Here is a 26,434-nt window from a genome sequence, read left to right as displayed (position 1 = left end):
TGCGAACACGGTGCGTGCAGACGTGTGCACTCCGGCGGCGCAGTTCGACGGCATGTGACCGTTGTGCTCCGCTGCGTTCGATTCGGATCGGGAAAGCCCGGATCCGCAGGGGTTCTCGTGATCGGCGCTGCGGATCCGCGCACCCGCGGGCGTTCTCGCGTCCGGCGCGGTGTCCGCGGCCGGGAAACGGGCCTCCGAAGAGCTGATGCCCGGCGCATTCACCGCTGTGTCGCGGAAATTTCGGAATCACCCTTCGAATCATCGCTCTGACGGGTTACGGTGGTGAGCCAATTCGGCCGCCGGTCGCCCCGTGCCGTTCGCGGCGTCGGCCGGTGCTGGCCGACTGGCCGCTGTCGAACCGCCGCGGAGACCCCGCGGCGCACGACGCCCGACACGCGTGGTGCCACGAGCGCCGCGTCCGTGCAGGGAGGAGATCTTCGGTGGAAACGCTCCAAGGGGCGATCACGGCGTTCAACGACGCCTTCTGGCTCTACCTCATCATTCCGGTCCTGGCGCTGCTGAGCCTGTACTTCACGGTGCGTTCCCGCGGAGTGCAGTTCCGGATGATTCCCGAGATGGTCCGCTCCGTGTTCGGCTCGGCCGAAACGGCGGAGGACGGCGGGAAGGCGGTTTCCTCGTTCCAGGCCTTCGCCATCTCGGCGGCCGCGCGCATCGGCACCGGCAACATCGCGGGCGTGGCCACGGCGATCGCCATCGGCGGGCCCGGTGCCGTGTTCTGGATGTGGCTGATGGGCATGCTCGTCGGCGCCACGAGTTTCGTCGAGTCCACACTGGCCCAGCTGTACAAGGAGCGCATCAGCACGGGATACCGCGGTGGACCCGCGTACTACATCCTGCACGGGCTGCGGTCGCGGTGGATGGCCGTGCTGTTCGCCGTGGTCATCACGATCACCTTCGGGCTCATCAACAACGCCCTGCAGAGCAACACCATCGTGGAGGCGGTGGGAACGTCCTTCACCGACATCGGTCTCGACGTCGGCTGGCTGAGCCCGGTCCTGGCGGTGGTGCTGGCCGCGCTCGTGGGCCTGGTGATCTTCGGCGGTGTGCGGCGCATCGCGCACGTGGCGCAACTCCTCGTGCCGTTCATGGCGCTGATCTACATCCTGCTCGGGCTGGTCATCGTGGCGCTCAACATCGAACACGTTCCGGGCGTGTTCGAGCAGATCTTCGCCAATGCCTTCGGTTTCCGCGAGGTCGTCTCCGGCGGGATCGGCGCGGCGCTCGTCGAGGGCGTGCGGCGCGGCATGTTCTCCAACGAGGCCGGCCTCGGCTCCGCTCCGAACGCGGGCGCTTCGGCATCGGTGAGCCACCCGGTCAAGCAGGGGCTGGTGCAGAGCCTCGGCGTCTACATCGACACCCTGCTGGTCTGCTCGGTCACCGCGATGATCATCCTGCTCGGCGACCCGACCTACGGCGACCACAGCGGTGCCGCGATGACGCAGGCGAGCCTGGAGACCGCCCTGGGCGGCTGGGCGGTGCACCTGCTGGCGGGGATCCTGTTCCTCGTGGCGTTCACCACGGTGCTCGGCAACTACTACTACGGTGAGGCCAACGTCGGCTTCCTGACCCGGAGCAAGCGCGTGCTCACCGGCTTCCGGGTGACGGTGATGCTCGCGGTCTTCCTCGGCGGCATCGGCTCGGCGGAACTCGTCTGGAGCCTCATCGACACCTCGATGGGCGTGATGGCGCTGGTCAACCTCGCCGCGATCGCCCCGCTGAGCGGGGTCCTGTTCAAGCTGCTCGACGACTACGTGCAGCAGCGCAGGCAGGGTCTCGATCCGGTGTTCACCCGCGACCGCCTGCCCGATGTGCGGGGCGTCCAGGTCTGGGAACCGGCGGAGCCCACCGGTGCGGAACCGGCCCAGCGCACCGTCCCCGGCTGAGCACGGCCGCGGCCCGACCGCTCCTGCGGCAAGCGCTGCCACCGCCCCGGCGCCGCGACCTCGCAGCGCCGGCGCGGTGGCGCGGCGGAGCCGACGCAGGCTGCTGCGGCGTTCGCCGGCCGCGCCGGGATCACCGCCCCAGGGCGGTCGGGCAGTCGGGGTCAGCGCCGACCAATCTGCAGACGAGGAGGTCCTGCGGCTGCGTGGTGCCGTGCTCCTGCGCGGTGATGCGGCGGATGGCGATGGTGCCGTCCACCGGGATCTGCCGGTGGACACCGCCGCCGGAACCGCTCGGCTGCCAGTAGGCGAGATCGCCGCTGCTGCCGTAGAGCACGTTGTTCAGGTCCACTTCCGCCAAGCCGCGCCACACCGTCGCCGGACCGATGGGTTCGGTGGGGGCGCCCGTGCCGTTGCTACCGGGGTTCTGGCCGGCCAGGACGGTGTTCACCGCGTGGTGGACGAGGTAGACCGCGTCGTAGGCGAGGTAGGCCCGCTGCTCCGCGGAGTCCACCTGCGGCCCGTCGGCGCCGTTGGGCGTGGGCGGGCCGACGAACGAGACGTAGTCGAGCGTGATCTCGCGGTACTTCGACAGCTCTTCGCCGAGGACGTACTTCGAGGTGTCGTCGCTGGCGAGCAGGTGCGGGAACGAGTCCGCTTCGCACGCGTTCTGCACGGAGTACAGGAAGTGGTCGAGCCCCGCCGACCGGTCGGCGTAGAACAACGCGGCGTTGCAGTCGATGTTGCTCTGCACGATGGGCTTCTCGTCGACGAGCGTGGCGCGGATGCCGCGGCGCTCGAGCGCCTGCTTCGTCTTGACCGCGAGGTCCTCGCTGTAGAGGTCCAGGTTGGACGGATCCGCGTCGGCGGCGCTGTGGTAGATCTGGACGTGCTCCGGCGCGTCCGGTTTCCCGCTGAGGTAGTGCGCGACGACCTCGGCCTCGCGCCGGTTCCCCGGCGGGATCTGGTGGAACAGCTCGCTGTTCTGCGCGAGCGCCTCCGCGGAAGTGGTCGTCCCGATCATCGGCAGCCCCGCGCGGCCGAGGCGGTGGATGGCGGTCCGGGTATTGCCCCAGCTGCCGCCCATGCCGGCGACGGCGACGAGGGAGGGGTCCTGCTCGGCTCGCTCGACGATGTCCTCGGCGGCCTGACCGGCGTGCCCCATGGTGGATCCCCCGTTGGCGAGGTGGACGCGGACGGCGCTGCCGTACTCGAGCATCTGCTCCTGGGCAGCAGCGAGTCCCCGCAGCTCCTCGGCGGTGCCCGCGAGGGAGGAGGCCTGACCGGGGTCGGCGGTGAAGATGCCGAGGTAGACCACGGTGTAGGTGGGCATGTCGGTGTTCGCCGCCCGTTCGTTCACGTCCGCGTTGTTGGCGAAGACGCGGCGCTGGGCCCGCGCGAGGTCCGCGACCAGGTCCGGTTTCTCGGAGTCGGCGTCGGTGAACACGTGCTCGCCCGCGGAGTAGCCGACGCATTCGCCATCGAGCACGCGGACATCGGTGCGGTCGGACCACGGCCACCACCGCCCGCAGTGCTGCTCCTTCAGCGCGTACTCGGTGACCCCGAGCGAGACGACGAGGGCGAACACGGTCAGCACGGGAACCGCGCGGAAGAGCCGCGAATGGCGCAGTTCCCGCCCGCGCGAGGCGGACTTGCGCGATAGGAGATCGGGGTTTTGCCGGACGTCGGCCGTCTGCAGCGGTAAGTACCAGGCGACGGGGGAGCGGCGCCGGCGTGCCTGTTTGAGCCGGTTGTTCCACGTCTCGAGCGAGTCAGGGGACTCCTCGGGCGTTTCGGCTTGGTTGAGCGGTTCCCGGCCGGTGGCGATCACCAGCAGCGGGTCGGATGCTCCGGTTCCGTTGCGGACGTCGTTGATGAGGCGGATGAGCAGCGCGCCGAGCGACCCCTCATGCGCGTTCCTGACGAGCAGGACCGGGTAGCTGTCCTTCGGCAGCCACTTCAGCCGGCGCGTGTAGTTCTCCGCGAGGTCCTCGAGGAAGGCGTGCACGAGGAACTTGCGCACTTGGGTGGGGTCCTCGTGCTGGGAGACGAGCAGGCGCTGCACCAGCTTGTGCATGTTGCCGTTCTGCCGAGGAGCGAGGTAGGGCTGACGCATGATCCACCGCAGCACGCGGTGGAAGAGCCGCAGGCCTATGTACCCGAACCCGACCACGAGCACGAGGCTCGCGATCGCGGAGAGCGGGCGCGTCTCGAGCAGGCCCTGCCACGTGTGCCGGAGCGAGTCCTTCGCGGAGGAGTCCGATTGCCCCTGCTGGGATTGGTCGTGACTGTTCTGGGCGTGGGTTCTGGGAGAGAGCAGTCCGCGCGTCTCGTGCTCGCGGATCACGTAGCCCGTGAGGGAGTGGCGCTCGACGGGGTTCTGCTTCAGCAGGTAGTTGAGGAAGTGGAAGCGCGGGAAGCGCAGCGGTCCGATGCGTTCCGTGGCTGCCCCATCTTTGAAGGTCCTCGTGGCCTCGTCGAGCGCCTCCCGGAGTTGCGCCGTGGTATCCCCGGCGTCTTCGGCGATCTCCGCGTCCGAGGTGAGCGTTGTGTGCGGGATCTTCTTGGTGCTGAGCTCCTCCGCGATGCTCTCGACCAGCTGCGTGTCCTCGTCCCACGGGTTGATGAGGTGGATGACCGGGTGGTCCCGGATCTGTTTGCGGCGCTTGAACCGCAACCAGTGCCCGCGGAATGCGGCGACCACGTCGCGGTCGTTGCTGCGGGGCTGCCTCTCGTTCGACACGGCACCTCCTCGTGACGGTGGTGCCGCAGAGTACTGATCACGCCGCTCGTTGTGATCGTTTTTGCGCGAATTTCCGCGCACCCGCGATCCCGCGTCGCCGGGGAGGAGGAGCCGGCGCCGCGCCCGGCCCAGCCGATTGGGCCGTCCGCTCCCGCCCGCTGTGATCACGCACGCGTTCGCGTCCGCGCACCGCTCGTGTTGTGCCAGAATCCCCGGGTCGAGTTATTGCAAGGAGGTGGCAGTTGCACTGCCTGCGACGCCGGGTCGGGCTGCCGACGCTGGCGCTCGTCACGGCCCTGCTGGCCGGATGCGGGTTCACCGGTGCCGGCGGCGAGGGCAACGCGCTGCACGCGGCCATCGGCATCCCGCCGCGCTCCGGGTGGTCCCCCGCCTCGGACGACGCGATCCTGCTCACGCAGCTGGGCGTGACCGAATCGCTCACCGAGGTCGACCTGCGCGGTCGAGCGCACCCCGAGCTGGCGGAATCCTGGCAGCGCAGCGGCGAGCGGGAGTGGCGCTTCACGCTCGCCGGGGGAGTGCGCTTCCACTCCGGTGAACCGCTCACCGCCCAGGCCGCGGCGCGGTCGCTGAACAACGTCGCGCACGCCAGCACGCCTCCCCGCACGATGCGCGGCATCGTCAGCGGCGCCGAAGCCGCCGGACCGCGCACCCTCGTCGTGCGCACCGAGGTCCCCGACCCGATCCTGCCCCTGCGCCTGGGCGGGCCGAACGCGGCGATCCTCGCCCCCGCGGCCTTCCAGGGCAACGACGGGGTCGACGTCGGTGCCGGCGTGGGCACCGGCCCCTTCGAGATCACCTCCGTGCACGGCGCGAAATCGGTGGAGCTCCGCCGGTTCGACGAGTACCGCGGGTCGAAGGCCGAGCTCGACCGCGCGGAGGTGCGCTTCGTGGAAGACCCCTCGGCGCGGCTCAACGGTCTGCGCAGCGGCGAGTTCGACGTCATCGACAAGCTGCCCGTCTCGCAGGCCGAGGAGGTCTCCGCGGACCCGGACCTGCGCGAGTCCACCGTGGATCTGCCGCGCACGACCGCGCTGCACGTCAACACGCAGCGCGGGCCCTTCGCCGACGAGCGCGTGCGCCGCGCCGCCGCCCGCGCCGTCGACCGGCCGGCCCTCGTCGACGGCGTGCTGCGCGGCCGCGGCGTGCCCGCCCAGCGGTACTTCGGCCCCGCCGTGCCCTGGAGCAGCGGAGAACGACCGGGCGGAGCCGCCCCGCAGCAGGCCCGCCGGATGCTCGCGGAGGCCACCGGGCAGCAGCGCCCCTCGGTGACGATCGGCACCTACCCCGAGAGGCCCGACCTGCCCGCCGTGACCACGGCGGTCGCCGACCAGCTGAAGAAGGCCGGCTTCGACGTGCGCATCGTGCAGGCGCCCTCCACCGAGCTCGAGGAGCGGATGCTGTCCGGCGAGCTCGACGGGCTGGTGTACTCGCGCAACTACCTCGTCGACACGCCGGACGCGAGCAGCTACCTGCGCAGCGACTTCACCTGCGACGGCTCGCTGAACCTGGACCACTTCTGCGCTCCGGAACTCGAGCGGATCAACGAGGCCCTGCGCACGGTGAGCGACCCCGCGCGGCGCGCGGAGCTGTTCCGCGAAGCCGACGCGGTCCTCGCCGAGAACCAGGTCGGGATCCCGCTGTTCCACGAACAGGCCCAGATCGCCCACCGCGCCGGGGTGCGCGGCCTCCCCGCCGACCCGCTGGAACAGGAACTGCTCACCGAGGAGGTCTCCGTCTCATGACCGCCGCCGTCGACACGATCGTGGACTACTGGGACGAGCGGGCCCGGAGCGGCTACGACCAGCAGCCGGGGCAGAACCCCGCCCGCCCCGCGTGGCGGGAGCGGATCGCCCCGCTCGTCGCCGAAGCGGCTGGCCCGCGCGCCCGGGTGCTGGACAGCGGCTGCGGCACGGGCTTCCTCGCGCGGCTGCTCGCGGCGGAGGGGCACCGGGTGACCGGCCAGGACGCCTCGCCCGGGATGCTCGCCGTCGCCCGCGAGAACGCCGCGGCCGACGGCGTGGCGGCGACTTGGCTCGTCGGCACCGCCGACGAGCCGCCCTCCGGCCCGTTCGACGCCGTGGTCACCCGCAACGTGCTGTGGACGCTGCCGGAGCCCTCCCGGGCCCTGCGGTCCTGGCGCACCCGACTCCGCCCGGGTGGGTTGCTGCTGGTCACGGACGCGCTCTGGGGCCGGGCGGAGGAGAACGACCCCAGCGTGCAGGAGCGGTTCGCGGCCAGCTACGCACCGCAGCTCGGCGGGCTGCCGCTCGGCCGCGGACTGGACTTCGCGGCCTGCGCGGAGCTCGCCGCGCAGGCCGGTTTCGAGGGCATCGCCGACCGCACGGACCTGTTCGACACCGCGCCGTACCCGAGTGCGCCGGGCTTCTTCCTGCTGAGCGCACGCACCCCGCAGTCGTGACGGATACCGGGGTGCGCGGCGCCGCGCTCACGCGGCTGGCCGTCGCACCGGTCGTGCTGGCCGCCGTGGCCGTCGTCGCCATGCTGCTGCCGGAGCTGACCGGGGTGGACTCGGCGCGCACCGTGCTGGCGCAGCGCTACTCCGACGCGAGCCCCGACCCGCAGGTGCTCGCCGCGCTGCGCGCCGACCTCGGCCTCGACCAGCCGCTGCCGGTGCGCGTGGCCCACCGCCTCGGCGGGCTGCTCACCGGCGACCTCGGGGCGTCCTGGGTGTCCGGTGCGCCGGTGGCGGGAATCCTGGGGAGCGCGCTGCCGGTCTCGCTGAGCCTCATGTGCGCCGCGCTGGCGGTCTCGCTGCTCGGCGGCGTGCTCGCCGGCCTCGTCGCCGGGTACCGCCCGGGGTCGGCGGTGGACCGGATGGTCCGGATCGGCAGCCGGATGGCGGCCGCGGTGCCGGAGTTCGCGCTCGCTCCGCTGCTCGTCGCCCTGTTCGCGGTGACCTGGCACCTGCTGCCCAGCTCGGGCTGGAGCGGACCGGCCTCCATGGCCCTGCCGGTGCTCTCGCTCGTGCCCTCGCTGGCCGCGCCGGTGGCGGCGACGACGCGGGAGCACGCCCGGCAGCTGCGCGAAGCCACCTTCCTCACCGCCGCGCGCTCCCGCGGGGTGGGCGAGTGGCGGGTGCGCCTGCTGCACCTGGCGCGCCCCGCGCTGCCCGGCGCCCTGTCGGTGTCGACCTACAACGCGGCGGGCATGATCGCCGGCACCGCGGCCGTCGAAGTCGTCTTCGACATCCCCGGTCTCGGCTGGACGCTCGTCGACGCGGTGCGGGCCCAGGACGTCCCCGTGGTCCAGGGAGGGCTGCTCGTGGCCGCCGCGATCGCGCTGGCCGTGGGCGCGCTCGCCGACGGGCTGCGCCTGCTGGTGGATCCGCGTTCCCGGGAGGCCGAGGCATGAGGCGCTGGATCGGACCGGCGGTGTTGGCCGCGCTGCTCGCTCTCTGCTCCACCGCCGGCATGCTGCGCGACCCGTGGCGGACGCGGATGGGTGCGGTGCTGCAACCGCCGAGCGCGCGGTTCCCGCTCGGCACGGACGAGCTGGGGCGCGACGTGCTGGCCCGGCTGGCGCACGGTGCCCCGGCGACGCTGGGAACGGCGGTCGCGGCGCTGGTCGTCTCCGCCGCGGTCGGCGTGCTCGTCGGCTGCGCCACGGGGTGGTCCTCCGGGAGGGGCGCACGCGTGGTGCGCGCGGTCGTCGACGTCGCCGTCGCGCTGCCGCCGCTGCTGGTGGCCCTGGTCGCCAGCCTCGTCGCCGGACCGGGCCGGGGCACGCTGCTGCTGGCGCTCGTCGGGGTGGCCTGGCTGCCGTTCGCCCGGCACACCGATGCCCTGACGACCGCGCTGCGCAGCGAACCGTGGGTCGCGGCGCACCGCGCCGTCGGCGCCGGCACGGGGCGGATCTGGTGGCGGTCGATCCTGCCGCGGGTGGTCCCGGCCAGCGCGGAGCTGGCGGTGCTGCGGCTGCCGGCCCTGGTCAACACGGTGGCGGCGCTGGGATTCATCGGGCTCGGACCGCCGCCGCCTTCCCCGGAGTGGGGAGCGATGCTCGCGGAGTCGGTGAACCACCTGGGCACGGCACCGTGGCTGCTGCTGGTGCCGGTGGTGGCGCTGGTGCTCGTGCAGGTCCTGCTGGCGGGCCTCGCCGGCCGCGGCGGGGCGGCCGCCGCGGGGCCGCACCTCCGGCGGTCCGCCCGCCCCGAGATCGCGGCCTGACGGCTCGGGGACTCCGCGGGCCGGTTTCCGCGGTGGAGCGCGCAGCCGGCCGGAGCGATCCCGTCCGGCACACCTCCGCCCGGCCGGTGCGGCCACCGGCCGGGCGGAGCGAAAACCCCGTCGGTGCGCGGTCAGTGCACCGGTCCGGTGTACTTCTCCCCCGGGCCCTGCCCGGGGGCGTCGGGAACGGTCGAGGCCTCGCGGAACGCGCGCTGCAGGGTCTGCAGGCCGTCGCGCAGCGCCCCGGCGTGCGGCCCGAGGTACTCGACCGAGGACATGACCAGCCCGGCCAGCGCGGTGATGAGGCGGCGGGCCTCGTCGAGGTCGCGCTCGGGGGAGGCGTCCGGGTCCTCGTCGGCGAGGCCGAGCTTCTCGGCCGCCGAGGACATGAGCATCACCGCGGCGCGGCTGATCACTTCGATGCTGGGAACATCTGTGAGCGAGCGGACGTTGTCCTCGGAGACGGCATCGTGGCCCGAGGAACCGCTCGGATCCACGGGGGTTGGTTGGCTGTCGGTCACGCCTGCTAGCCTGTCACGTGCTACCAGCCCCCGTGCTCCGGGGGCGGCGAAAGCGGAGTTCGCTCCCACCCGTCGTGGCCGGCTCGCAGGCCTCCGGGTTCCGATTCCGCCGGCGGTGCGCGCCGTCGGCGGTCCGAACGGTGTCGCGTACGCGGTTCGATCGGTGGAAGGCTGCGCCCGTGCCTCCCGCTGCGGCGGGGTCGGGGACCTTCCGGGGCGAGCTCGTCAGCCACGGTGCAGCAGTGAAACACCAATCATCGAACCGAGGAGGCCCCATCCCCGAGACGCGCATCAATGACCGCATCCGCGTGCCCGAGGTCCGCCTGGTCGGACCGAACGGTGAACAGGTCGGGATCGTTCGCATCGAGGACGCTCTGCGGCTTGCCGAAGAAGCGGATCTGGACCTCGTCGAGGTCGCCCCGCAGGCGCGCCCGCCGGTCTGCAAGCTCATGGACTACGGCAAGTACAAGTACGAGAGCGCGCAGAAGGCTCGCGAATCGCGCCGTAACCAGCAGCAGACCGTCATCAAGGAGCAGAAGCTCCGGCCGAAGATCGACCCGCACGACTACGAGGTGAAGAAGGGGCACGTCTCCCGCTTCCTCGGTCAGGGTCACAAGGTCAAGGTGACGATCATGTTCCGCGGTCGTGAGCAGTCGCGTCCGGAGCTGGGGTTCCGCCTGCTGCAGCGACTGGCCGAGGACGTCTCCGACAAGGGCTTCATCGAGGCCAATCCGAAGCAGGACGGTCGGAACATGATCATGGTCCTCGCGCCGCACAAGAACAACAAGGCGAAGGCCAAGGCGAACGCCTCCTGATCGGGGGCACCGCGCGGCGGTGCCTCCGCGGATGCGGAGCCGAGGCCGGACTCGTACCCGAGGAGCCGGGTCGGGGCGGCGGTTCGTTCCGGCCCGGCGTCAGTACGAAATGAGGACGACGATGCCGAAGCAGAAGACGCACAGCGGCGCTTCCAAGCGTTTCCGCGTGACGGGCAAGGGCAAGCTGCGCCGCGAGCAGGCCGGCCGGCGCCACATCCTGGAGAAGAAGTCCAACCGGGTGAAGCGCCGTCTGGAGGGCACCGAGTCGGTGGCCAAGAACGACGTCAAGCGCGTCAAGCGCCTGCTGCGGGACTGAGTCCCGCCGCGCCGAGCGCGCTCGGCGCACTCGCACGCAATCCAGCAACCGCTCGGGCGGCAGCCGGGTGCCGGCGGGCACCACGGGAGCACGCCCCCGATGAGAGTGACAGGACGGACTCGTGGCACGCGTCAAACGGGCGGTCAACGCCAAGAAGAAGCGCCGCAGCACGCTGGAGTCGGCCAAGGGGTACCGCGGGCAGCGCTCCCGCCTGTACCGCAAGGCAAAGGAGCAGATGCTCCACTCCATGCAGTACAACTACCGGGACCGGCGGGCCCGGAAGGGTGAGTTCCGCAAGCTGTGGATCACCCGCATCAACGCCGCCACCCGGCAGCACGGCATGACCTACAACCGGTTCGTGCAGGGCCTGAAGGCCGCCGAGGTCGAGGTCGACCGCAAGATGCTCGCCGAGCTCGCGGTGAACGACCCGCAGGCGTTCTCCCAGCTGGTCACCGTCGCGCGGGAGAACCTGCCGGAAGGGGTGTCCTGATCGACTCGGGCACTTCCGCGGCCCGACCCGGGGCGGCGCTGACCCAGCGCTCGTCCCGGGTCGTCTCGGCCGCGAAGCTCACGCGTCGCGCCGGCCGGAACAAGGCCGGCGCTTTTCTCGCTGAGGGAGCCCGAGCGGTCCGGGAGGCGCTGGCCGCGCACGACTCCGGCGAGATGCGGGTGCGCGAGCTGTTCCGCACCGCCGACCCGCGGCACGAGGAGCTGGCCGCGGCGGCCCGCGCGCTCGGCGTTCCGGTGCGGGAAGTCACGGACCGCGCCGCGGAGCACCTCTCCGAGACCGTCACGCCCCAGGGCGTCGTGGCGGTGTGCGCCCTGCCCGACCGCGGAGTCGCCGCGGCGCTGGCCGGTGCTCCCACCCTCGTGGCGGTTCTCGTGGACATCGCGGACCCGGGCAACGCGGGCACGGTGGTCCGCGTGGCCGACGCGGTCGGCGCCGACGCGGTGCTGTTCGCCGGCGACTGCGTCGATCCGTACAACGGCAAGGCCGTGCGCGCCTCCACCGGCAGCCTGTTCCACCTGCCGATCGCGCGGGAGCGCGAGACCGCGGCGGTGCTGGCGCGGTGCCGGCAGGCGGGGCTGCGCCTGGTCGGTGCCGACGGCGCCGCCGAGGTGGACGTGGACAGCGCCGCCGAGGCGGGGGAGTGGCACGCCCCCACCGCGTGGGTGCTCGGCGGCGAGGCCCACGGCCTGCCCGCAGCGGTCTCCGCCGAGCTGGACGCGGTGCGCCGCGTGCCGCTGTACGGCAGGGCGGAGAGCCTCAACCTCGCCACGGCCACGGCCGTGTGCCTGTACACCTCGGCGCGAGCCCTGCGGCGCGGCTAGCTGGGCCGGAAGCGGTGCGCGGTGAACACGCGGAACGCGGATCACCGCGGAATCCGCTTCCTCCGGTCGCTTAGACTCGAAGGGTTACAGGGGTGGCGACGTCGCGCGCCGACGGGCGCGCCGAACCGGAGCAACGGGAGTTACGCACGAACGATGTCCGCAGCCAACGAGCATGACGACGCCGCGGGGGGCGCCGCGTTGTCCCCGGAGACCTTGGAGAACGCGGTGGCGCGTGCGGCGGAGGACTTCGCCGGCGCCACCGACCTCGACGAGCTGGCCGGGGTCAAACCCGCCCACCTCGGCGAGCGGTCACCGCTGCTGACCGCGCGCCGCGCCATCGGCGCGCTGTCCAAGGAGGAGCGAGCCGAAGCGGGCAAGCGGGTCAACGACGCGCGCGAGCGGATCCAGACCGCCTTCGACGAGCGGCAGGCGGTCCTCCGGGCCGAGCGCGACGAGCGCGTCCTCGCCGAGGAAGCGGTCGACGTGACGCTGCCGGTCGAGCGGGTGCCCTCGGGCGCCCGGCACCCGATCACGCAGCTGATCGACCGCGTCGAGGACACCTTCCTCGGGATGGGCTGGGAGGTCGCCGAAGGCCCCGAGCTGGAGAACGAGTGGTTCAACTTCGACGCGCTCAACTTCGGCAAGGACCACCCGTCCCGCACGATGCAGGACACGTTCTACGTCGCCCCGGAGGGGTCCGGGCGCGTGCTGCGGACCCACACCTCTCCCGCGCAGGTGCGGGCCCTGCTGGAGCGGGAGCTGCCGGTCTACGTGGTCTGCCCGGGCCGCACGTTCCGCACCGACGAGCTCGATTCCACGCACACCCCGGTGTTCCACCAGGTCGAGGGGCTCGCGGTGGACGAGGGGCTGACGATGGCCCACCTGAAGGGCACGTTGGACGCGTTCGCCCGCGGCATGTTCGGCGCGGACGCGAGCACCCGGCTGCGGCCCTCCTACTTCCCGTTCACCGAACCGTCCGCCGAGATGGACGTCTGGTTCCCGGAGAAGCGCGGCGGCGCCGGCTGGGTCGAGTGGGGCGGCTGCGGCATGGTCAACCCGAACGTGCTGCGCGCCTGCGGCCTCGACCCCGAGGTCTACACCGGCTTCGCCTTCGGCATGGGGTTGGAGCGCACGCTCCAGTTCCGCAACGGGATCCCCGACATGCGGGACATGGTGGAGGGCGACGTGCGGTTCACCCTGCCGTTCGGGATCGAATCCTGAACACCCCTGAAACGACACCCACCGACGACAGAAGGGCCTGACCCAAGTGCGGATCCCGGTTTCGTGGTTGGCCGAGCATCTTGAGCTGCCCGAGGAGACGACGCCGGAGGAGCTGGCCGACGCGTTCGTCCGAATCGGGTTGGAGGTCGAGGAGGTCACACCGTTGACGCGGGTGCGCGGCCCGCTCGTCGTGGGGCGCGTGACCGACGTCGAGGAGCTCGCCGAGTTCAAGAAGCCCATCCGGTACTGCCGGGTGGAGGTCGGTTCCTCCGAGGGGGAGCCGCAGGTGAACGGCATCGTCTGCGGTGCGACGAACTTCCGCGAGGGCGACCTCGTCGTCGTCGCGCTGCCCGGTGCCGTGCTGCCCGGCGAGTTCGAGATCTCGGCGCGCAAGACCTACGGGCGCACCAGCGAGGGCATGATCTGCTCCACCTCCGAGCTGGGCATCGGCGAGGACGCCGACGGGATCCTCGTGCTGCCCGCGGGGGCCGCCACCCCGGGCGCGGACGCGCGCGAGCTCGTCGGCCTCAACGACACGGTCATCGAGCTGTCCATCACGCCGGACCGCGGGTACTGCTTCTCGGTGCGCGGGCTGGCCCGGGAGCTGTCGAACGCCCTGGACGTGCCCTTCGGGGACCCCGGCGCGCGCCAGGTGCCGGAGGAGGAGCGCTCCTCGCGGTCGGTGTCCATCGCGGACGCCTCGGCGTGCTCGCGGTTCGTGCTCCGCCGCGTCACGGGCGTGGATCCCACCGCGCCGACCCCGTGGTGGATGCGGCGGCGGCTCGCGCTGGCCGGGATCCGCTCGATCTCGCTGGCGGTGGACATCACCAACTACGTGATGCTGGAGCTCGGGCAGCCGCTGCACGCCTGGGACACGAGCAAGCTGTCCGGCGAGGTGCAGGTGCGGCGCGCGGAACCCGGCGAGAAGTTGACCACGCTGGACGGGATCGCCCGGGACCTCGACCCGGACGACGTGGTCATCTGCGACGACACCGGCCCGGTGTCGCTGGCCGGCGTGATGGGCGGCGCCTCCACCGAGATCAGCCACGACTCGCACGACGTGCTGCTGGAAGCCGCCACCTGGGACCCGGCGAGCATCGCCCGGGTGATGCGCCGGCACAAGCTGCCCAGCGAGGCGGGCAAGCGCTTCGAGCGCTCCGCCGACCCGGCGCTGCCCCCGGTCGCCGCGGAGCTCGCCGCGCAGCTGCTCGTCCGCTACGGCGAGGGCACGATCGTTCCGGAACGCACCGATGTCGGCGAACCGCGGTTGCCCGGACCGGTGACCATGCCGCTGGGGCTGCCGGACCGGATCGCCGGCGTCTCCTACGGGCGCGGCGTGACGGCGCGGCGCCTGACGCAGATCGGCTGCGCCATCGAGGTGAGCACCTCGGACGAGGGCGTCGGCCTGGTGACGGCGACTCCGCCGAGCTGGCGGCCCGACCTGCAGCAGCCGGCCGACCTGGTCGAGGAGGTCCTGCGCCTGGAGGGTTACCACACGGTGCCCTCGGTGCTGCCCTCGGCGCCTGCGGGACGCGGGCTGACCGAGGAGCAGCGCCGCGAGCGGGCCGTCTCGCGCGGCCTGGCCGCCGACGGCTACGTCGAGGTGCTGCCGTTCCCGTTCACCGGCGACGAGGTGCTCGACGCGCTCGGCCTCGACGAGGACGACCCGCGGCGGCGCACGCTGTCGCTGCAGAACCCGCTGGAGGCCGAGCACGCGCGGCTGTCGACGACGCTGCTGACCGGCCTGGTCGACGCGTTGCGGCGCAACGTCTCCCGCGGCCAGCGCGACCTCGCGCTGTTCCACATCGGACAGGTCGTGCAGCCCTCCGCGGACCTGGCCGAGGTTCCCGACGTCGGTGTGCACGCCCGCCCTTCGGGGGAGGAACTGTCCGCGCTGCACGGCTCGCTGCCCGCGCAGCCGCGGCACGTGGGCGCGATCCTGTCCGGCAAGCTCGAGCGCGCCGGTTGGTGGGGCGGCGGCCGGGACGCGAACTGGGCCGATGCGGTCGCGGCCGCGCACCGGGTCGCGCACGCGGCCGGGGTGGAGCTGTCCGTCTCGGCCGGCGAGCTGGCGCCGTGGCACCCGGGCCGGTGCGCCGAGCTCCGCGTCGGCGGCGCGGTCGTCGGCCACGCCGGGGAGCTGCACCCGAAGGTGGTGGAGGCGCTGGAGCTGCCCAAGCGCACCTGCGCGATGGAGGTGGACCTGGACGCGCTGCCGGTGAGCGAGCAGCGGCCGGCGCCGGCGGTCTCGGCGTACCCGCCGGTGCTGCTCGACGTGGCGCTCGTCGTCGACGACGCCGTCCCGGCCGGTGACCTGGTCGAGACCGTCCGCGCCGGCGGCGGCGAGCTGCTGGAGGACGTGCGGCTCTTCGACGTCTACACCGGCCAGCAGGTCGGCGAGGGGAAGAAGTCGCTGGCGCTGGCCCTGCGGTTCCGGGCCGGGGACCGCACCCTCAAGCAGGAGGAGGCCACGCGGGCCCGGGACGCGGCGGTCGCCGCGGCCGCGGACCGCTTCGGGGCCGTTCTCCGCGGCTGACGCACCGGCGGCCGGTCCTCACCCGCTGCGGGGATCGGCCGCTCCCGCGGAGGAGGCGCGCGGGTCCGCTCCGCGGCGCGCGGGTCCGCGTCCCGCGCCGGCCGCGGGGCGCGGACGCTAGTAGCGCTGCCGGTGCGCGGCGAGGAACTCGGAGGGCTCCAGCGTCATGCGCACCAGGCACGGGGCCGGTTGGATCGGGTGCTCGGTGTCGCGGCCGCGGCCGACCTCGCGGAACCCGAGTTTGCGGTGCAGGTGCAGCGAGGAGTGGTTGTCGGCGTAGATGGCCACCTCGCACAGGTGGTAGTCGCGCTCGGCGAACATGAACGCCAGCAGCACGTCCAGCGCGTCGGTCGCGTAGCCGCGGCGCTGGTGGGCCGCGCCGATGCCGATGCCGTAGCTGAACCGCCGGGCCTGCGGCTGGGTCGGCGTGGTGCACAGGGATCCGACGAGCTGCCGCTCGGCGCGGGTCTCGATCGCCAGCCGGGCGTCGTCGCCGCCGGTTCCGGAGGCGGCGCGGTGCGCGGCCCAGTGCCGGTATCCCGCCTTGCTGCCGCCGCCGCGGGCCGCTTCGCGGTCGAAGCGCACCAACGTCTGCCGGTCGTCGGGACTGATCACGCGCAGCTGCACTCGTCGACCGACCCAGCTCGGCTGCGTGACCGTCGTGGAATCACGTGGAGCCGTCCCGGAGGAGGCGGGCTGCGGGGACGCGTGCCGGCCGCGGGGAGGCGGCGTGGGCGTGGTCCGCGCCGCGGACCGCTCCGGGGGCATCGGCATCATCGTTGATGATGCCGTGCGGGCCCCGCCACGATCGAGCGGGGGAGCGGTGCGGGAGGTTCCCGGCGCGCCGCTGCTGGTGCGCGCTGTGAGCCCACCCTCCCGCGCTGCGGGGCTGCTTGATTAACTTTGCATCTACATGCATAATTATCCGCATGGCGATTCGAGTGGCCGTGGCCGGTGCGAGCGGTTACGTCGGCGGGGAGCTGCTGCGACTGCTGCTGGCGCACCCGCAGGTGGAGATCGGCGCCCTGACCGCGGGCGAGAGCGCGGGCAGCGGCCTCGCGCAGCACCACCCGCAGCTGACACCGCTGGCCGAGCGCCGGCTGACCGGGACGAGCGCGGAAGAGCTGCGCGGCCACGACGTCGTGTTCCTCGCGCTGCCGCACGGACACTCCGCCGCGCTGGCGGCCGAGCTCGAGGCGGACGCGGTCGTCATCGACTGCGGCGCCGACCACCGGCTCGCCGACGAGGCCGACTGGCAGCGCTGGTACGGCGGGGAGCACGCGGGCAGCTGGCCCTACGGCATCCCCGAGCTGCCCGGCGGGCGCGACCCGCTCACCCGGGCCACGCGGATCGCCGTGCCCGGGTGCTTCCCGACCGTGTCCTCGTTGGCGCTGGCACCGGCGTTCGCGGCGGGCCTCGTCGAACCGGACGTGGTCGTCGTCGCCGCCACCGGCACGTCGGGTGCGGGCAGGGCGCTGAAACCGCACCTGCTGTCGGCCGAGGTGATGGGTTCGGCCAGCGCCTACGGCGTGGGCGGGGCCCACCGGCACACCCCCGAGTTCGTGCAGAACCTCTCCGCGGCGGCCGGCGAGCACGTGCGGGTGTCGTTCACCCCCGTGCTGGCCCCCATGTCCCGCGGCATCCTCGCCACCTGCACCGCGCCGCTGCGCTCCGGGGCGGACGCTGCGGGGGTGCGCGAGGTCTACCGCGACGCCTACGGCGCCGAGCCGTTCGTGCACCTGCTCGACGAGGGCGCGTGGCCGCAGACCGCCGCCACGCTCGGGGCCAACACGGTGCACCTGCAACTGGCCGTCGACCCGGACGCGGACCGCCTCGTGGTCGTCGGAGCCGAGGACAACCTCACGAAGGGAACCGCCGGAGCAGGCGTGCAGTGCATGAACCTCGCGCTCGGCCTGCCCGAGACCACCGGCCTGCCCGCCACCGGGGTGGCCCCGTGACGAGCGCGCAGCAGACAGGAGCGACGATGAGCGTGACGGCCCCGCAGGGGTTCCGCGCGGCCGGAGTGCCCGCGGGCATCAAGAGCGGTGGTGCGCTGGACCTGGCCCTCGTGGTCAACGACGGCCCGCGCCAGCAGGCCGCGGGCGTGTTCACCACCAACCGGGTCAAGGCAGCCCCGGTGCTGTGGTCCCAGCAGGTCCTCGAGCAGCGCGCGCTGCGGGCCGTGGTGCTCAACTCGGGCTGCGCGAACGCGGCCACCGGCCCGCGCGGCTTCCAGGACGCCCACGCCACCGCGGAGAAGGTCGCCGATGTGCTCGGCGCGGGCGCGATCGAGGTCGCCGTCTGCTCCACCGGTCTCATCGGCGAACCCCTTCCGCGGGAGGCGGTGCTGTCCGGCGTGGACAAGGCGGTCGCCGATCTGGCGCGCGGTGCGGAGACGGACCGGGCCGCGGCCACCGCCGTGCTGACCACCGACACCGGGCCGAAGCAGGCGCACCACGCGCACTCCGCGGGCTGGTCCGTCGGCGGGTTCGCCAAGGGCGCGGGCATGCTCGCGCCGAACATGGCCACCATGCTCGGCGTGCTGACCACCGACGCCGTCGCCGATCCCGCGGTGCTCGACCGCGCGCTGCGCGCGGCGACCGGCGCCACGTTCGACCGGCTCGACGTCGACGGCGGCACCTCGACCAACGACACGGTCCTCGTGCTCGCCTCGGGGGCTTCCGGCGCGGAGCCCACCGAGCAGGAGCTGACCGAGCTGCTCACCACCACTTCCCACGACCTCGTGCGCCAGCTGCAGGGCGACGCCGAGGGCGTGACGAAGACCGTCGACATCGTCGTGCGCGGCGCCACCAGCACCGCCGAGGCGGAACGCATCGGGCGCACGATCGCCGAGGACAACCTGGTGAAAACGGCGCTGTTCGGTTCGGACCCGAACTGGGGCCGGATCGCCATGGCGCTCGGCCGGGCCGAAGCGGAGGTCGACGCGGACCGGGCCTCCATCGCCGTCAACGGGGTGACGCTGTTCACCGGCGGCGCGCGAGCGGCAGACCGGTCCGAAGTGGACTTGTCCGGCCGGGAAGTGGAAATCGTCGTGGACCTGCACCTCGCGGACGGCGGGGCAACGATCCTGACCACGGATCTCTCCCACGGCTACGTCGAGGAGAACAGCGCGTACAGCTCATGACTGAACAGGTATCGGACCGGCTCGCCAGCGCCACCGAGAAGGCCAACGTCCTCGTGGAAGCGCTGCCGTGGCTGCAGCGCTTCCACGGCACCACCGTCGTCATCAAGTACGGCGGCAACGCCATGGTCGACGAGGACCTCAAGCGCGCCTTCGCCGAGGACATGGTCTTCCTGCGCCTGGCCGGGATCCACCCGGTCATCGTGCACGGCGGCGGTCCGCAGATCACCTCGATGCTCGACCGGCTCGGGATCGAGGGCGAGTTCCGCGGTGGCCTGCGGGTCACCACCCCCGAGACCATGGACGTCGTCCGGATGGTCCTCGTCGGCCAGGTGGGCCGCGAACTGGTCGGGCTCATCAACCAGCACGGCCCGTACGCCGTGGGCATGTCCGGCGAGGACGCGCGGCTGTTCACCGTGCGGCGGCGCAACGCGGTCGTCGACGGCGAACCGGTCGACGTCGGGCTCGTCGGCGACGTGGACACGGTCAACGCGACGGCCGTGGCGGACCTGATCAACGCGGGCCGGATCCCCGTGGTCTCCACCGTGGCACCCGACGCGGACGGCGTGGTGCACAACGTCAACGCGGACACGGCGGCCGGCGCCCTCGCCGTCGCGCTCGGTGCCGAGAAGCTCGTCGTGCTCACCGACGTCGAAGGGCTCTACACCGACTGGCCGGACCGCTCCTCGCTGATCTCCAAGATCGGCGCGCAGCGCCTGGAGGGGCTGCTGCCGGAGCTGAACTCAGGGATGGTGCCCAAGATGGAGGCCTGCCTGCGCGCCGTGCGGGGGGGCGTGCCTCGGGCCCACGTGATCGACGGGCGGCTGGCGCACTCGGTGCTGCTGGAAGTGTTCACCAGTGCCGGCGTCGGCACCATGGTGGTGCCCAGCGATTCAGGAGAGGAAGGCGAATGACTTCCGACAACGGTTTCACCCAGCGCTGGGGTCGGTCCATGATGGACAACTACGGCACGCCGGGGGTGCTGCTCACGGGCGGCTCGGGGTGCGTGGTCACCGACGCCGACGGCGCGGAGTACCTCGATCTGCTCAGCGGCATCGCGGTCAACGTGCTGGGGCACGCCCACCCGGCCGTGCGCGAGGCGGTGACCGACCAGATCGGGCAGCTCGGCCACGTGTCGAACCTCTACGCCCACGAGCCCGGCCTGCGCCTGGCCGAGCGCCTGCTGGAGGTCGCCGGCCTGTCCGGGAGCGGCCGCGTGATGTTCTGCAACTCCGGCGGGGAGGCCAACGAGGCCGCGTTCAAGATCGCCCGCCTGACGGGGCGCACCAAGATCATCGCCACCAACGGAGGTTTCCACGGACGCACCATGGGTGCGCTCGCGCTGACCGGACAGCCCGCCAAGCAGGCGCCGTTCGCGCCGCTGCCCGGCGGTGTGGAGCACGTCGACTACGGCGACGCCGAAGTGCTCGAGTCCGCCGTGGACGACAGCACGGCGGCCGTGTTCCTCGAACCCGTGCAGGGGGAGAACGGCGTCGTCGTCCCGCCGGAGGACTACCTGCGCCGCGCTCGCGAGATCACCGAGCGGCACGGCGCGCTGCTCGTGCTCGACGAGGTGCAGACCGGCATCGGCCGCACCGGCGCGTGGTTCGCCTTCCAGGACGCCGGCATCACCCCGGACGTGATCACCACGGCCAAGGGGCTCGGCGGCGGCCTGCCGATGGCCGCCTGCATCGGCGTCGGGCGCGCCGCGGAACTGCTGCGGCCCGGCCAGCACGCCACGACGTTCGGGGGCAACCCCGTCGCCGCGCGGGCGGCGCTGGCCGTGCTCGACACGATCGAGCGCGACGAGCTGCTGGCCCACGTGCGCGAGAGGGGCCGGCAGCTGCGCGACGGGATCCGCGAGCTCGGGCACCCGCTCGTGCGCGAGATCCGCGGGGCCGGGCTCCTCGTCGGCATCGGGCTGCACGAGTCCGCGGCCGCGCAGGCCGTGGACACCGCGCGCGCGGCCGGCTACCTGATCAACGGGGTGCAGCCGGACGTGGTGCGGCTGGCCCCACCGCTGATCATCGACGAGTCCCAGGTGGACGCGCTGCTCAGCGACCTTCCCGCCATCCTGGACAAACTGGAGGTGCACGGCTGATGCGGCACTTTCTCCGCGACGACGACCTGACCCCGCAGGAGCAGGCCGAGGTCCTCGACCTCGCCGACGGCTTCAAGCGCTCTCCCCGGGGCGACGACCTCGCAGGCCCCCGCACCGTGGCCGTGCTGTTCGAGAAGAACTCGACGCGCACCCGGTTGTCCTTCGAGGTCGGCATCGCGCAGCTCGGCGGGCACCCCGTCATGGTCGACGGCAGGATGATGCAGCTCGGCAGGGAGGAGACCATCGAGGACACCTCCCGCGTGCTGGCGCGCTACGTCGACGCCGTCGTCTGGCGCACGTTCGCCCAGGCCCGCATCAACGCGATGGCCTCGGCCAGCACCGCACCGGTGATCAACGCGCTCACCGACGAGTTCCACCCCTGCCAGGTGCTCGCCGACCTGCAGACCGTCCGGGAGCGGCACGGCGCGCTGGCCGGGCTGACCCTGACCTACCTCGGCGACGGGGCCAACAACATGGCGCACTCGCTGGCGCTGGGCGGGGTGACCGCGGGCATGCACGTCCGCATCGCCGCCCCGGAGGGGTTCGAACCCCTCGACTGGGTGCTCACCGCGGTGCGCAAGCGCGCCGCGGAGACCGGCGGGTCGATCACCGTGGTGCACGACCCGCGCGCCGCCGTGGACGGTGCCGACGTGCTCAGCACCGACAGCTGGACGTCCATGGGGCAGGAGAACGACGGCAAGGACCGCGTCAGCCCGTTCCGGCCGTTCCAGGTCAACACCGACCTGCTGGCCGCCACCGGCAGGAGCGACACGAGCGTGCTGCACTGCCTGCCCGCCCACCGCGGGTGGGAGGTCACCGACGAGGTGCTCGACGGCCCGCAGAGCGCCGTGTTCGACGAGGCCGAGAACCGGCTGCACGCGCAGAAAGCGCTGTTGGCCTGGATGGTGCGACGGCAGTGATGACACGGGCGGCGCGACAGGCGCGGATCGTGGACCTGGTCAGCTCGCGGGAGATCCGCAGCCAGACCGAACTGGCCACGCTCCTGGCCGAGGACGGGATCGAGGTCACCCAGGCCACGTTGTCCCGGGACCTCGACGAGCTCGGCGCGGTGAAGCTCCGCGGCGCGGACGGGGGAACGGCGGTGTACGTGATCCCCGAGGACGGCAGTCCCGTGCGGGCCGTCCAGGGCGGGACCTCCCGGCTGAGCCGGCTGCTGAGCGAACTGCTCGTCAGCACGGACGGATCCGGCAGCGTCACCGTGCTGCGCACGCCCCCCGGGGCGGCGCAGTTCCTCGCCAGCGCCATCGACCGGGCCGCGCTCGCCGAGGTGGTCGGCTCCATCGCCGGCGACGACACCGTCATGGTCGCCGCCCGGGAACCGCTGACCGGACTCGAACTGGCCGACCGCTTCACGGCCATGGCCGCCGGCAGCGCAGCCGCCGCGCCGGCGGGAAACGACACGACCGAACCTGACTTCGAGGAGAACGACAATGACTGACCGGGTAGTGCTGGCCTACTCCGGTGGCCTGGACACCTCCGTGGCCATCGGCTGGATCGCCGAGGAGATCGGCGCCGAGGTCGTCGCCGTGGCCGTGGACGTCGGCCAGGGCGGCGAGGACCTGGAGACCGTGCGCAAGCGGGCGCTGGAGTGCGGCGCGGTGGACGCCGTCGTCGCCGACGCGCGCGACGAGTTCGCCGAGCAGTACTGCCTGCCGGCGCTGCGCACCAACGCGCTGTACATGGACCGGTACCCGCTCGTCTCGGCGCTGTCCCGGCCGCTGATCGTCAAGCACCTGGCCGACGCGGCCGCCGGGGTCGGTGCGAACACCGTCGCGCACGGCTGCACCGGCAAGGGCAACGACCAGGTCCGCTTCGAGGTCGGCATCGGCGCGCTCGCCCCCGACCTGAAGGTCATCGCGCCGGTGCGCGACTTCGCCTGGACCCGGGAGAAGGCCATCGCCTGGGCCGAGCAGCGCGACCTGCCGATCGACGTGACCAAGTCCTCGCCGTACTCGGTCGACCAGAACGTGTGGGGCCGCGCGGTGGAGACGGGCTTCCTCGAGGACATCTGGAACGCCCCGGTCGAGGACGTCTACTCCTACACCGCCGATCCGAGCCAGCCGCGCGATCCCGACGAGGTGGTCATCACCTTCGACCGGGGCGTGCCCGTGGCCCTCGACGGCGAGACCGTCACCGCCCTGCAGGCCGTGCAGGAGCTCAACCGGCGCGCGGGCGCGCAGGGCGTCGGCCGCCTCGACATGGTCGAGGACCGGCTGGTCGGCATCAAGAGCCGCGAGATCTACGAAGCTCCCGGCGCGCTCGCGCTGATCACCGCGCACCAGGAGCTGGAGGACGTCACGCTCGAGCGCGACCAGGCGCGGTTCAAGCGCACCGTCGCCCAGCGGTGGGGCGAGCTGGTCTACGACGGCCTGTGGTTCTCCCCGCTGAAGCGCTCCCTCGACGCGTTCGTCGAGGACACCCAGCAGCACGTCAGCGGCCAGGTCCGGATGACGCTGCACGCCGGGCGGGCCGTCGTCACCGGCCGCAGCAGCGACCGCTCGCTGTACGACTTCAACCTGGCCACCTACGACGAGGGCGACACCTTCGACCAGAGCCAGGCCAAGGGCTTCGTCCAGCTGTGGGGCCTGCCGAGCAAGATCGCCGCCAAGCGCGACCAGGGCTGAGCCCGGAGCACGCTGATCTCCGGGTCCAGCTGAGCCCGGGTCCCGCCGGGACCGCGACGTTCGCACGACGGCCGTCGCGGCCCGGCGCACCGCGTCCGGAGGGGCGCCGCACGAACCACCGACCACATCGAGGAACCCGCGTGACCACCCAGGACAGCGAACCCACCAAGCTCTGGGGCGGCCGGTTCGAATCCGGCCCGGCCGAGGCCATGGCCCAGCTGAGCGCGTCCACGCACTTCGACTGGCGCCTCGCGCCGTACGACATCGCCGGATCGCGGGCGCACGCCCGCGTGCTGCACCGGGCCGGTCTGCTCGACGCGGACGAGCTGGAGCGGATGCACGCGGGCCTGGACCAGCTGGCCGCCGACGTCGAGTCCGGGCGGTTCCAGCCGGTCGTCGCCGACGAGGACGTGCACACCGCCCTGGAGCGGGGCCTCATCGAACGCGTCGGCGCGGAGCTCGGCGGCAAGCTGCGCGCGGGACGTTCCCGCAACGACCAGGTCGCCGCCCAGTTCCGGATGTGGCTGCGCGCGGCGGTCCGCCGCGTGACAGCGGGCGCGCTCGACGTCGTCGACGCCCTCCTGGCGCAGGCCGAGCAGCACCCGGACGCGGTGCTGCCGGGACGCACCCACCTGCAGCACGCGCAGCCGGTGCTGCTGGCGCACCACCTGCTCGCCCACGCCCAAGCGCTGCTGCGGGACGTGAGCCGCTTCCGCGACTGGGACGAGCGGACGGCGTACTCGCCGTACGGCTCCGGGGCGCTCGCCGGCTCCTCGCTCGGCCTCGACCCCCGCGCGGTCGCGGAGGAGCTCGGCTTCACCGACGCCGTGGACAACTCGATCGACGGCACGTCCGCGCGCGATTTCGCCGCCGAGGCCGCGTTCGTCCTGGCGATGCTGGGCACGGACCTCTCCCGGCTGGCCGAGGAGGTCATCCTGTGGAACACGGCCGAGTTCGGCTACGTCACGCTGGACGACGCCTGGGCCACCGGCAGCTCGATCATGCCGCAGAAGAAGAACCCGGACGTGGCCGAGCTGGCCCGCGGCAAGTCGGGGCGGCTCATCGGCAACCTGACGAGCCTGCTGAGCACGTTCAAGGCGCTGCCGCTGGCCTACAACCGGGATCTGCAGGAGGACAAGGAGCCGGTGTTCGACTCGGTTGCGCACCTGGACCTGCTGCTGCCCGCCTTCGCCGGGATGATGCGCACGGTGACGTTCCACACCGGGCGGATGGCCGAGCTCGCCCCGGCCGGTTTCACGCTCGCCACCGACCTGGCCGAATGGCTGGTCCGCCGCGGCGTGCCGTTCCGCGAGGCGCACGAGGCCTCCGGTGCGTGCGTGCGGACCGCCGAGGCCCGGGGGGCGGGGCTGGACGAGCTCAGCGACGCCGAGCTCGCCGCCGCGCACCCCGCGCTCACCCCGGAGGTCCGGGAGGTGCTCACGGTGGCCGGCTCGGTCGCCTCCCGGAACGCCCGCGGGGGCACCGCGCCGGACCGGGTCGCCGAGCAGCGCGAGCGGGTCGCGGAGGCGGTGCGGCAGCACCGCGCGTGGTTGGGCGAGTGAGGCCTGCGAGGCCCGCGGTCCCGGAGCGGTAGTGTGCCGGTCGTGCATCAGGTGAACAGCGAGGAACTCGCCGACGACCCCCTGTGGGTGGCGCGGCGGATGCTCGGGTGCGAGCTGCGCTCGACCGGCCCGGAGGGCGAGGTCGGCGTGCGCCTCGTCGAAGTCGAGGCGTACCGCGGTCAGGACGATCCCGCTTCGCATTGCTACCGCGGCCGCACGGAGCGCAACGCCGTGATGTTCGGCCCCGCCGGGAACCTGTACGTGTACTTCGTGTACGGGATGCACTTCTGTATGAACGTCGTCTGCCTGACCGACGGCGTGCCGGGTGCGGTGCTGCTGCGCGCCGGGGAGGTCACCACCGGTGTGGAGCTGGCGCGCACGCGCCGCCCCGCCGTGCGCAAGGACAGGCACCTGGCCAGCGGCCCCGCTCGGCTGGCCGGGGTGCTGGGCGTGTCCCGCGAGCACAACGGTGTCGACCTGACCAGCCCGGACTCCGCGGTCCGCCTCTACCGCGGCGGCGAGGTCGACGAGGACGACGTGCGCAGCGGCCCGCGGGTGGGTGTCGCCGCCGCGATGGACCTGCCCTGGCGTTCGTGGGTGGACGGCTCCCCCTCGGTGAGCTCCTACCGCCGCGGAGGACGGCGCAGCGGGGCGCGGGCCCGGGCGTAAAACCGGTGGTGCGGTGCGCCAGACTGGTGCTCGTGAGTGAGCACATCCTTGACGAACTGTCCTGGCGCGGTTTGATCGCGCAGTCCACCGAACTCGACGCTCTGCGGCGGGACCTCTCCGCCGGCCCGCTCACTCTCTACTCCGGCTTCGACCCGACCGGGCCGAGCTTGCACGCGGGCCACCTGGTGCCGATGCTGATGCTGAGCAGGTTCCAGCGAGCGGGGCACCGCCCGGTCGTCCTCGCCGGCGGCGCGACCGGGTTGATCGGCGATCCGCGCGACGTGGGCGAGCGCAACCTGCACGACGAGGACACGATCGTCGAGTGGACCGAGCGCATCCGCCGCCAGCTGGCGCAGTTCGTGGAGTTCGACGACTCGCCGACCGGCGCGGTCATGGAGAACAACGCGCACTGGACGGCCGAGCTGCCGGTGACCGCGTTCCTCCGCGACGTGGGCAAGTACTTCTCGGTGAACACGATGCTGTCCCGGGACACCGTCAAGCGGCGCCTGGAAACCGACGGCATGTCCTACACCGAGTTCAGCTACATGCTGCTGCAGGCCAACGACTTCGTGCAGCTGCACCGGCGCTACGGCACGAAGCTCCAGGTGGGCGGTTCGGACCAGTGGGGCAACATCATCGCCGGCGTCGACCTGGTGCGCCGGCAGGACGGTGAGCAGGCGCACGCGCTGACCTCACCGCTGGTGACCGATTCGGAGGGACGC

The 26,434-nt window shown here is 72.7% G+C and carries 24 protein-coding genes (1 of these 24 only partly in view); 21 read left to right on the top strand and 3 right to left on the bottom strand.

The genetic code is table 11. The features are described from left to right. The first annotated feature begins 440 nt into the window (after nucleotides 1–440). The gene (locus tag ACVGV0_RS13180; RefSeq protein ID WP_459155962.1) at nucleotides 441–1,904 is read left to right on the top strand and encodes an alanine/glycine:cation symporter family protein; all 1,464 of its coding nucleotides are present in this window, start codon (nucleotides 441–443) and stop codon (nucleotides 1,902–1,904) included. A 130-nt stretch (nucleotides 1,905–2,034) separates the two neighbouring features. Here the strand turns inward: ACVGV0_RS13180 and ACVGV0_RS13175 are convergent, their stop codons facing one another. Next, the gene (locus tag ACVGV0_RS13175) at nucleotides 2,035–4,644 is read right to left on the bottom strand and encodes an ABC transporter substrate-binding protein (RefSeq protein ID WP_459155961.1); all 2,610 of its coding nucleotides are present in this window, start codon (nucleotides 4,642–4,644) and stop codon (nucleotides 2,035–2,037) included. A gap of 242 nt (nucleotides 4,645–4,886) precedes the next feature. Between ACVGV0_RS13175 and ACVGV0_RS13170 the strand changes: the two genes are divergently transcribed. Genes ACVGV0_RS13170 through ACVGV0_RS13155 form a run of 4 tightly spaced genes read left to right on the top strand, consistent with a single transcriptional unit; the run spans nucleotide 4,887 to nucleotide 8,852 of the window. Continuing rightward, nucleotides 4,887–6,407, top strand: coding sequence for an ABC transporter substrate-binding protein (locus ACVGV0_RS13170; protein WP_459155960.1), 1,521 nt, complete (start codon nucleotides 4,887–4,889; stop codon nucleotides 6,405–6,407). Next, nucleotides 6,404–7,084, top strand: coding sequence for a class I SAM-dependent methyltransferase (locus ACVGV0_RS13165; RefSeq protein ID WP_459155959.1), 681 nt, complete (start codon nucleotides 6,404–6,406; stop codon nucleotides 7,082–7,084). Before ACVGV0_RS13170 ends, ACVGV0_RS13165 begins: the two co-directional genes overlap by 4 nt. After that, complete coding sequence (locus ACVGV0_RS13160; RefSeq protein ID WP_459155958.1) at nucleotides 7,081–8,037, top strand: ABC transporter permease; 957 nt, start codon at nucleotides 7,081–7,083, stop codon at nucleotides 8,035–8,037. Before ACVGV0_RS13165 ends, ACVGV0_RS13160 begins: the two co-directional genes overlap by 4 nt. Further along, on the top strand, nucleotides 8,034–8,852 hold the full coding sequence (locus ACVGV0_RS13155) for an ABC transporter permease (RefSeq protein ID WP_459155957.1): 819 nt from the start codon (nucleotides 8,034–8,036) through the stop codon (nucleotides 8,850–8,852). Before ACVGV0_RS13160 ends, ACVGV0_RS13155 begins: the two co-directional genes overlap by 4 nt. A gap of 131 nt (nucleotides 8,853–8,983) precedes the next feature. Here ACVGV0_RS13155 and ACVGV0_RS13150 read toward each other — a convergent pair whose 3' ends face one another. Further along, a complete protein-coding gene (locus ACVGV0_RS13150; RefSeq protein ID WP_459160011.1) occupies nucleotides 8,984–9,349 on the bottom strand; it encodes a DUF1844 domain-containing protein in 366 nt (121 codons plus the stop codon). A gap of 266 nt (nucleotides 9,350–9,615) precedes the next feature. On the opposite strand from ACVGV0_RS13150, the gene infC reads away from it, so the two are divergent. From infC to pheT, 6 genes are all read left to right on the top strand, one after another. Then, a complete protein-coding gene (infC, locus tag ACVGV0_RS13145) occupies nucleotides 9,616–10,188 on the top strand; it encodes a translation initiation factor IF-3 (RefSeq protein WP_459155956.1) in 573 nt (190 codons plus the stop codon). 121 nt (nucleotides 10,189–10,309) lie between these two features. Continuing rightward, nucleotides 10,310–10,504: a 50S ribosomal protein L35 gene (gene rpmI / locus ACVGV0_RS13140; protein WP_459155955.1), complete on the top strand. Its 195-nt coding sequence runs from the start codon at nucleotides 10,310–10,312 to the stop codon at nucleotides 10,502–10,504. A gap of 121 nt (nucleotides 10,505–10,625) precedes the next feature. Further along, nucleotides 10,626–10,994 carry a 50S ribosomal protein L20 gene (rplT, locus tag ACVGV0_RS13135; protein ID WP_459155954.1) on the top strand — a complete coding sequence of 123 codons (369 nt, stop codon included), beginning with the start codon at nucleotides 10,626–10,628 and terminating at the stop codon, nucleotides 10,992–10,994. Next, nucleotides 10,991–11,836 carry a TrmH family RNA methyltransferase gene (locus ACVGV0_RS13130; protein ID WP_459160010.1) on the top strand — a complete coding sequence of 282 codons (846 nt, stop codon included), beginning with the start codon at nucleotides 10,991–10,993 and terminating at the stop codon, nucleotides 11,834–11,836. The genes rplT and ACVGV0_RS13130 overlap by 4 nt, the downstream gene beginning before the upstream one ends. Nucleotides 11,837–11,989: 153 nt before the next feature. Then, on the top strand, nucleotides 11,990–13,057 hold the full coding sequence (pheS, locus tag ACVGV0_RS13125; RefSeq protein ID WP_459155953.1) for a phenylalanine--tRNA ligase subunit alpha: 1,068 nt from the start codon (nucleotides 11,990–11,992) through the stop codon (nucleotides 13,055–13,057). Between the two features lie 46 nt (nucleotides 13,058–13,103). Continuing rightward, nucleotides 13,104–15,593: a phenylalanine--tRNA ligase subunit beta gene (gene pheT / locus ACVGV0_RS13120; RefSeq protein WP_459155952.1), complete on the top strand. Its 2,490-nt coding sequence runs from the start codon at nucleotides 13,104–13,106 to the stop codon at nucleotides 15,591–15,593. Nucleotides 15,594–15,710: 117 nt separating this feature from the next. Here the strand turns inward: pheT and ACVGV0_RS13115 are convergent, their stop codons facing one another. Then, nucleotides 15,711–16,361 carry a GNAT family N-acetyltransferase gene (locus ACVGV0_RS13115; RefSeq protein ID WP_459155951.1) on the bottom strand — a complete coding sequence of 217 codons (651 nt, stop codon included), beginning with the start codon at nucleotides 16,359–16,361 and terminating at the stop codon, nucleotides 15,711–15,713. 161 nt (nucleotides 16,362–16,522) lie between these two features. Here ACVGV0_RS13115 and argC point away from each other — a divergent pair, with 161 nt between their 5' ends. From argC to tyrS, 10 genes are all read left to right on the top strand, one after another. Further along, nucleotides 16,523–17,551 (top strand): N-acetyl-gamma-glutamyl-phosphate reductase, encoded by a 1,029-nt coding sequence (gene argC / locus ACVGV0_RS13110; protein WP_459155950.1) that lies wholly within the window; start codon nucleotides 16,523–16,525, stop codon nucleotides 17,549–17,551. 26 nt (nucleotides 17,552–17,577) lie between these two features. After that, complete coding sequence (argJ, locus tag ACVGV0_RS13105; protein WP_459155949.1) at nucleotides 17,578–18,738, top strand: bifunctional glutamate N-acetyltransferase/amino-acid acetyltransferase ArgJ; 1,161 nt, start codon at nucleotides 17,578–17,580, stop codon at nucleotides 18,736–18,738. After that, nucleotides 18,735–19,649 (top strand): acetylglutamate kinase, encoded by a 915-nt coding sequence (gene argB, locus ACVGV0_RS13100; protein ID WP_459155948.1) that lies wholly within the window; start codon nucleotides 18,735–18,737, stop codon nucleotides 19,647–19,649. The genes argJ and argB overlap by 4 nt, the downstream gene beginning before the upstream one ends. Continuing rightward, nucleotides 19,646–20,836, top strand: a complete 1,191-nt coding sequence (locus tag ACVGV0_RS13095) for an acetylornithine transaminase (protein ID WP_459155947.1) — start codon at nucleotides 19,646–19,648, stop codon at nucleotides 20,834–20,836. Before argB ends, ACVGV0_RS13095 begins: the two co-directional genes overlap by 4 nt. After that, nucleotides 20,833–21,756, top strand: coding sequence for an ornithine carbamoyltransferase (gene argF / locus ACVGV0_RS13090; protein ID WP_459160009.1), 924 nt, complete (start codon nucleotides 20,833–20,835; stop codon nucleotides 21,754–21,756). Before ACVGV0_RS13095 ends, argF begins: the two co-directional genes overlap by 4 nt. Further along, complete coding sequence (locus ACVGV0_RS13085) at nucleotides 21,756–22,295, top strand: arginine repressor (protein ID WP_459155946.1); 540 nt, start codon at nucleotides 21,756–21,758, stop codon at nucleotides 22,293–22,295. The genes argF and ACVGV0_RS13085 overlap by 1 nt, the downstream gene beginning before the upstream one ends. After that, nucleotides 22,288–23,481 (top strand): argininosuccinate synthase, encoded by a 1,194-nt coding sequence (locus tag ACVGV0_RS13080; RefSeq protein ID WP_459155945.1) that lies wholly within the window; start codon nucleotides 22,288–22,290, stop codon nucleotides 23,479–23,481. Before ACVGV0_RS13085 ends, ACVGV0_RS13080 begins: the two co-directional genes overlap by 8 nt. A 209-nt stretch (nucleotides 23,482–23,690) precedes the next feature. Continuing rightward, nucleotides 23,691–25,043 carry an argininosuccinate lyase gene (argH, locus tag ACVGV0_RS13075; RefSeq protein WP_459160008.1) on the top strand — a complete coding sequence of 451 codons (1,353 nt, stop codon included), beginning with the start codon at nucleotides 23,691–23,693 and terminating at the stop codon, nucleotides 25,041–25,043. 51 nt (nucleotides 25,044–25,094) lie between these two features. Further along, entirely contained in the window at nucleotides 25,095–25,712 is a 618-nt protein-coding gene (locus tag ACVGV0_RS13070; protein ID WP_459160007.1) for a DNA-3-methyladenine glycosylase, read from the top strand. A 32-nt stretch (nucleotides 25,713–25,744) separates the two neighbouring features. Continuing rightward, nucleotides 25,745–26,434: the 5' portion of a tyrosine--tRNA ligase gene (gene tyrS, locus ACVGV0_RS13065; RefSeq protein ID WP_459155944.1), read on the top strand. Its footprint extends 585 nt past the window's final position; only the first 690 of its 1,275 coding nucleotides appear in the window; its start codon is at nucleotides 25,745–25,747; the stop codon falls past the right edge of the window.

Source organism: Salinifilum ghardaiensis (assembly GCF_054491345.1).
This window is presented reverse-complemented; position numbering and strand designations above follow the sequence as displayed.

What these genes read in the sequence shown, in the direction of transcription:
- ACVGV0_RS13165 (WP_459155959.1), top strand. Translation starts at nt 6,404, where the DNA reads ATGACCGCCGCCGTCGACACGATCGTGGACTACTGGGACGAGCGGGCC.
- ACVGV0_RS13155 (WP_459155957.1), top strand. Translation starts at nt 8,034, where the DNA reads ATGAGGCGCTGGATCGGACCGGCGGTGTTGGCCGCGCTGCTCGCTCTC.
- rpmI (WP_459155955.1), top strand. Translation starts at nt 10,310, where the DNA reads ATGCCGAAGCAGAAGACGCACAGCGGCGCTTCCAAGCGTTTCCGCGTG.
- pheS (WP_459155953.1), top strand. Translation starts at nt 11,990, where the DNA reads ATGTCCGCAGCCAACGAGCATGACGACGCCGCGGGGGGCGCCGCGTTG.
- ACVGV0_RS13115 (WP_459155951.1), bottom strand. Translation starts at nt 16,361, where the DNA reads ATGCCCCCGGAGCGGTCCGCGGCGCGGACCACGCCCACGCCGCCTCCC.
- argC (WP_459155950.1), top strand. Translation starts at nt 16,523, where the DNA reads ATGGCGATTCGAGTGGCCGTGGCCGGTGCGAGCGGTTACGTCGGCGGG.
- argJ (WP_459155949.1), top strand. Translation starts at nt 17,578, where the DNA reads ATGAGCGTGACGGCCCCGCAGGGGTTCCGCGCGGCCGGAGTGCCCGCG.
- argB (WP_459155948.1), top strand. Translation starts at nt 18,735, where the DNA reads ATGACTGAACAGGTATCGGACCGGCTCGCCAGCGCCACCGAGAAGGCC.
- ACVGV0_RS13095 (WP_459155947.1), top strand. Translation starts at nt 19,646, where the DNA reads ATGACTTCCGACAACGGTTTCACCCAGCGCTGGGGTCGGTCCATGATG.
- ACVGV0_RS13085 (WP_459155946.1), top strand. Translation starts at nt 21,756, where the DNA reads ATGACACGGGCGGCGCGACAGGCGCGGATCGTGGACCTGGTCAGCTCG.
- ACVGV0_RS13080 (WP_459155945.1), top strand. Translation starts at nt 22,288, where the DNA reads ATGACTGACCGGGTAGTGCTGGCCTACTCCGGTGGCCTGGACACCTCC.
- argH (WP_459160008.1), top strand. Translation starts at nt 23,691, where the DNA reads ATGGCCCAGCTGAGCGCGTCCACGCACTTCGACTGGCGCCTCGCGCCG.